Here is a 5,985-nt window from a genome sequence, read left to right on the forward strand (position 1 = left end):
ACCCCGCCCCGCATCCGTCCCGCCACCGCCTCCGAACTCCCCGCGCTCCAGGACATCGAGCGCGCCGCGGGCGAGCCCTTCCGCGCCCTCGGCATGGCCGCGATCGCGGACGACGAGCCGCCGACGGTCGAGGAGCTGGAGCGGTTCCGGCGGGCGGGCCGGGCATGGGTCGCCGTCGACGCGGACGACGCGCCCGTCGCGTATCTCGTCAGCGAGCCCGTCGCGGACGCGGACGCGGAGCACATCGAGCAGGTCACCGTCCATCCGCGGGCCGCCCGGCGCGGCGTCGGCCGCGCCCTGATCGAGCACGTCGCGACGCTCGCCCGCGCCGAGGGCCGCGGCGCGCTCACGCTGACGACGTTCGCCGACGTGCCCTGGAACGCCCCGTACTACGCGCGGATCGGCTTCCGTCCGCTGGCGGAGGACGAGCTGACCCCGGCCCTGCGGGCGATCCGCGCGCACGAGGCGGAGCTCGGCCTCGACCGGTGGCCCCGCCTGTGCATGCGCCGTCCCCTGACGGCCGACGTCACGCCCCGAACCGCTCCCTGAGCTCGATCTTGCGGACCTTCCCGGAGACCGTCATCGGGAAGGAGTCGAGGATCCGCAGGGCGGCCGGGACCTTGTAGTGGGCCAACTGCCCCTTGCAGTGCGCCTGGAGCTCCTCCAGCGTCAGTACGTCGCGGGGGTCGCGCAGGATCACGCAGGCGAGCGGCACCTCTCCGTACCGCTCGTCGGGCACGCCGACCACCTGGACGTCCGCGACCTTCGGGTGGCCGTAGAGGAACTCCTCGATCTCGCGGGGGTAGATGTTCTCGCCGCCCCTGATGATCATGTCCTTGATGCGGCCGACGATCTGTACGTAGCCGTCCTCGCGCATGACCGCCAGGTCGCCGGTGTGCATCCAGCGTCCGGAGTCGATGACCTCGGCGGTCCGCTCGGGCTCGTCCCAGTAGCCGAGCATCACGCTGTAGCCGCGGGTGCGCAGTTCGCCGGAGGTGCCGCGCGGCAGCGTCACGCCCGTCGCCGGGTCGACGACCTTCACCTCGATGTGCGGCAGGACGCGGCCGACGGTGCCCGTGCGGCGCTCCAGGTCGTCGTCGCGGCGGGTCTGCGTGGAGACGGGCGACGTCTCGGTCATGCCGTAGCAGATGGAGACCTCGTCCATGTGCATCTCGGCGACGACCCGCTTCATCACCTCCACCGGGCAGGGCGAGCCCGCCATGATGCCGGTGCGCAGGGAACTGAGGTCGTACGTCGCGAAGTCGGCGAGGTTCAGCTCCGCGATGAACATCGTCGGCACGCCGTACAGCGAGGTGCACCGCTCCCGCTCGACGGCGTGCAGCGTGGCGACGGGGTCGAAGGACGGCGCGGGGATGACGATGCACGCGCCGTGCGAGGTGGCCCCGAGGTTGCCCATCACCATGCCGAAGCAGTGGTAGAAGGGCACGGGCAGACAGACCCGGTCCTGCTCGGTGTAGCCGACCGTGCGGCCCACCCAGTAGCCGTTGTTGAGGATGTTGTGGTGGGAGAGCGTGGCCCCCTTGGGGAAGCCCGTGGTGCCCGAGGTGTACTGGATGTTGACCGGGTCGTCGCAGCTCAACTCCGCCTCGCGTGACGCGAGTTCGCCTTCCGTCACGGTCGCGGCGGCGTTCAGGAGCGGGTCCCACGAGCCGTCGCCGATGTAGTGGACGGCGCGGAGCTCGGGGCAGCGCGGCCGGACCTCGTCGACGAGCGCGCGGTAGTCGCTGCTCTTGTGGGCCGGGGTGGCGACGAGCACGGAGATGCCGGCCTGCTTGAGGACGAACTCCAGCTCGTGCGCGCGGTAGGCCGGGTTGATGTTCACCATGACGGCGCCGATGCGGGCGGTGGCGTACTGCACGAGCACCCACTCGGCGCAGTTCACCGCCCAGATCCCCACGCGGTCGCCCTTGGCGACGCCCGAGCCCATGAACCCGCGCGCCAACTGGTCGACGGCAGAGCCGAATTCGGCGTACGTCCAGCGGGCGCCGCTGGGCACGTCGACCAGCGCGTCACGGTCGGGCCAGGCCGCGACGGCCCGGTCGAGGTTCTGGCCGATGGTGTCGCCGAGCAGCGGGGTGCGGCTGGTCCCGTGCGCGTACGAGAGCCCGCTCTCCGTGGGCCCCGCTCCCGGCGCGTGCGCCGCGGACCCGCCTCGCGATGCGCTCATCGGTAGTCCTCCTCGCGGTACTCGGCGTCGGAGCCCTTGGCGGTCGCCTCGCGCAGCTCGATGCGGCGGATCTTGCCCGACACCGTCTTGGGGAGCGCGCCGAACTCGATGCGCCGCAGCCGCTTGTAGGGCGCGAGCACCGCGCGCGAGTGCTCGAAGAGCAACTTCGCTGTGTCCGGGCCCGGTTCGTAGCCCTCGGCGAGCACCACATACGCCTTGGGCACGGAGAGCCGCAGCGTGTCCGGCGCGGGCACGACCGCCGCCTCCGCCACCGCCTCGTGCTCCAGGAGCGCGCTCTCCAGCTCGAACGGGGAGATCTTGTAGTCGGACGCCTTGAAGACGTCGTCGGCACGGCCCACGTAGGTGATGTAGCCGTCGGCGTCGCGCGAGCCGATGTCACCGGTGCGGTAGTAGCCGCCCGCCATGGCCTCGGCGGTGCGGTCCAGGTCGCCGTGGTAGCCGACCATCAGGCCGACGGGGTTCGCGCCCAGGTCGAGGGAGATCTCGCCCTCCGCCGCGCCCGGCGCGCCGGTCACCGGGTCGAGGAGCTCGACGACGAAGCCGGGCGTGGGCCGGCCCATGGAGCCCGGCTTCAGCTCCTGGCCGGGCGAGTTGGCGACCTGCACGGCGGTCTCCGTCTGCCCGAAGCCGTCGCGGATGGTCACGCCCCAGTCGCGCCGCACCTGCTCGATGACCTCGGGGTTGAGCGGCTCACCGGCGGCGACGACCTCGCGCGGCGGGGTGCGCAGCTGCGTCAGGTCGGCCTGGATGAGCATGCGCCACACGGTGGGCGGCGCGCAGAACGACGTCACCCCGGCGCGGTCCATCTCCGCCATCAGCCGCCCCGCGTCGAAGCGGGAGTAGTTGTGGATGAAGACGGTGGCCTCGGCGTTCCACGGGGCGAAGAGGTTCGACCAGGCGTGCTTGGCCCAGCCGGGCGAGGAGATGTTCAGATGGACGTCGCCGGGCTTGAGCCCGATCCAGTACATCGTCGCCAAGTGGCCGACCGGGTACGACACATGGGTGTGCTCGACGAGCTTGGGGCGCGCGGTCGTGCCGGAGGTGAAGTAGAGCATCAGCGGGTCGTCGGCGAGGGTGATGCCCTCGGGCTCGAAGGCGTCGGAGGCGTCGTCGACCCCGTCGTACGAGAGCCAGCCCTCGTGCTCCGCCCCGCCGCCGACGACGATCCGGGTGTAGGCGCCGGGCACGTCGTCGAACTTCGCGGCGTCCTCGGGGCGCACGACCACGTGCCGGGCGCGGCCGCGTTCGATGCGGTCGCGCAGGTCGACGGGTCCGAGCAGCGGCGTCGCCGGGATGACGACGGCGCGCAGCTTCATCGCGGCGAGTGCCAGTTCCCACAGCTCGACCTGGTTGCCGAGCATCACGACGATGCGGTCGCCGGGCCGGACGCCCTGCGCGCGCAGCCAGTTGGCGGCGCGGTTCGAGCGCGCCGCCAGGGTCGCGAAGGAGAAGCGGCCCTCGGTGCCGTCCTCCTCGACGATGTGCAGCGCGGTCCGCTCGTTGCCGTCGGCGATGACGTCGAACCAGTCGAGCGCCCAGTTGAACCGCTCGGGCCGGGGCCAGGCGAAGCCCTCGTACGCGGCGGCGTAGTCCTCTCGGTGCCGCAGGAGGAAGTCCCGTGCGGTACGGAACTGCTCCGTGGCACTCGTCCCGGTCGTCGTCATGTGCACCCCTACTCGATTCCCGCTCTTGCCGTCGCCCGTCGCGCCCGCGGCCGTCGAACTCACGACCGCCGCGATCAGGGTCGCGCGTACCGCCGCGCTCATTGCCGGACGCTACGTAACATCGTGTAATTCGTGATGCGGGTCTCACTACCCCCGGACGGGGGTGTCGCGAGGTGAAGGGACGAGCGCGTGTCGGCAGACGGCGGCGAGACGGTGGAGATGCGGGCCGCTCTGCTGCGGCTGCGCCGGGGCACGGGCCTCCCGGTGGCGTTCGGCGGCCTCCTCGAAGGATCGCGCCAGGTGCGGATCGGCGAGCTGAGCGGCACGGGCACCCGCGCCCTGAACGGCCTCGCGATCTCCTCGGGCAACGGGCTCGGCGGCAAGGCCGTCGCCCTGTCGCGGCCGTGCGCGGTCACCGACTACCACGTCTCGCGGCACATCAGCCACGAGTACGACGCGGCGGTGGCGGCCGAGGGCCTGCGTTCGGTGCTCGCGGTGCCGGTCGTGGTGCGCCGCCGGGTGCGCGGGGTGCTGTACGGCGCGCTGCGCGCGGCCCAGCCGCTCGGCGACCGGACGCTGGCGGCGGCGGTGGCCGCGGCGCGGGACGTGGAGCAGTCCCTCGTCGTACGCGACGAGGTGCGGTCGCTGCTCGCGGCGGCCCGGGAGCCGGTGGCCGGACCCGGGGCGTGGGAACAGGTCCGCGAGGCGCACGGCGCGCTGCGCGCCCTGGCCCCGCGGGTCCTCGACCCGGCGCTGCGGGCCGAACTCCTCGCGGTGTGCGGCCGGCTGGCGACGGCGGCCACGGTCCCCGAGCGCGAACGGGACCGCCCCGTCTCCCTCGCCCCCCGCGAGGTCGACGTCCTGTCCTGCGTCGCCGCGGGCGTGACGAACGCGGCGGCGGCCGAGCGGCTCGGGCTGCGTCCGGAGACCGTGAAGGGCTATCTGCGCTCGGCGATGCGGAAGCTGGGCGCGCACACGCGGCTGGAGGCCGTGGTGGCGGCGCGGCGGGCGGGGCTGCTTCCCTAGCCCCGCCCCGCCGCGGGTCCGCGGGCCGTTCACGGCCTCCCGGAGTGGGCTACTTGTCGGCGGTCAGCTTCCCCGCCACGCCCCAGCTGTCGGCGGGCGTCTCGTGGATCCAGACGTGCACGGTCTCGGCCGGGATCTTGTACGCGTCCACGAACGCGTCGGTGATCTGCCTGACCAGCTCCCGCTTGAGCTCGACGTCGCGGGGACCCTGCTGGACGGTGACGATGGGCATGGCTGAACTCCCTTGATCGGTACCGGATTCCCGGGCGCTTGTGCCGGTCTCTCGGTACGACCCCAGTCCAGCCGAGCCGCGCCACGCGACCAAGAGGCAGCCCGCGACCGCAGCGATCAGCTTTCGTGATCGTCGCAGCTCAGGGGCGTCTCTGCGGTGCAGACGGCGAGGAAGCCGGCGAGGTCCCGCGCCACCGGCCCGCCCTCCCGCACGGCCAGCCCGGTGGTGAGCGCGAGCCCCGGCGCGCGGAACGGCAGGAACGCCACGCGCGGGCTGTGCAGCAGCCGCGCGTGCGAGGCGTACACGACCGTCCACTGCGGCACCGCCCCCGCCCCGATCGTGGCGAGGGTGTCGTGCAGCGAACCCCCGACCGGGCCGGGCACCGGCGTGAACCCCGCGTCGCGGCAGGCCCCGACGACCAGGTCCACGAGCGCCGGGTTGGCGCGCCGCGCGGTGATGGCCAGCGGCATCCCGGCCAGCTCGCCGAGCGCCACGTCGGACCGTGCGGCCAGCGGGTGCGCGGCCGGGAGGGCGGCGACCAGCGGGTCGTCCCACAGGGGCACGATCCGTACGCCGGGGAAGGGCTCGGGAGCGCGTACGAACGCGGCGTCGACGCGCCCGTCGACGACCGCTTCGAGGCGCTCGTGCACGGGACCCGACACCAGCTCCACCGGCACCCCGGGCGCCCGTGCGGCGAAGTCCGCGAGGACCCGGTCCAAGTGCTCCCCGAGCCCGGTGCTGGTGGCGAGGCGCAGTCCGGCCGGCCGCACGACGGCGGCGCGCGCCCGCTCGGCGGCGGCGAGCACCGCCCGCGCCTCGGGCAGCAGCCGCTCCCCCGCCCCGGTGAGCCGCAC

General features: G+C 73.5%; 6 protein-coding genes. 2 read left to right on the top strand and 4 right to left on the bottom strand.

The window, feature by feature from the left end; all coding sequences use genetic code 11:
- Positions 1-12 precede the first annotated feature (12 nt).
- Positions 13-549, top strand: coding sequence for a GNAT family N-acetyltransferase (locus tag AOK22_RS15130; RefSeq protein ID WP_055699172.1), 537 nt, complete (start codon positions 13-15; stop codon positions 547-549).
- Here AOK22_RS15130 and AOK22_RS15135 read toward each other — a convergent pair.
- Together AOK22_RS15135 and AOK22_RS15140 are read right to left on the bottom strand one after the other, a co-directional pair.
- Complete coding sequence (locus AOK22_RS15135; RefSeq protein WP_055699169.1) at positions 527-2,188, bottom strand: AMP-binding protein; 1,662 nt, start codon at positions 2,186-2,188, stop codon at positions 527-529. The two genes, AOK22_RS15130 and AOK22_RS15135, sit on opposite strands and share 23 nt — an antisense overlap.
- On the bottom strand, positions 2,185-3,873 hold the full coding sequence (locus AOK22_RS15140) for an AMP-binding protein (protein ID WP_055699173.1): 1,689 nt from the start codon (positions 3,871-3,873) through the stop codon (positions 2,185-2,187). The genes AOK22_RS15135 and AOK22_RS15140 overlap by 4 nt, the downstream gene beginning before the upstream one ends.
- A gap of 219 nt (positions 3,874-4,092) precedes the next feature.
- On the opposite strand from AOK22_RS15140, the gene AOK22_RS15145 reads away from it, so the two are divergent.
- On the top strand, positions 4,093-4,899 hold the full coding sequence (locus AOK22_RS15145) for a response regulator transcription factor (protein WP_079036577.1): 807 nt from the start codon (positions 4,093-4,095) through the stop codon (positions 4,897-4,899).
- Positions 4,900-4,948: 49 nt separating this feature from the next.
- Here AOK22_RS15145 and dmpI read toward each other — a convergent pair whose 3' ends face one another.
- Both dmpI and AOK22_RS15155 read right to left on the bottom strand, forming a co-directional pair.
- Positions 4,949-5,131, bottom strand: coding sequence for a 4-oxalocrotonate tautomerase DmpI (dmpI, locus tag AOK22_RS15150; protein WP_055699171.1), 183 nt, complete (start codon positions 5,129-5,131; stop codon positions 4,949-4,951).
- A gap of 116 nt (positions 5,132-5,247) precedes the next feature.
- A partial coding sequence (locus AOK22_RS15155) for a LysR family substrate-binding domain-containing protein (protein ID WP_079036575.1) occupies positions 5,248-5,985 on the bottom strand: 738 nt, incomplete at its 5' end.

The organism is Streptomyces silaceus (assembly GCF_001419745.1).
GTDB classification, from domain to species: domain Bacteria; phylum Actinomycetota; class Actinomycetes; order Streptomycetales; family Streptomycetaceae; genus Streptomyces; species Streptomyces silaceus.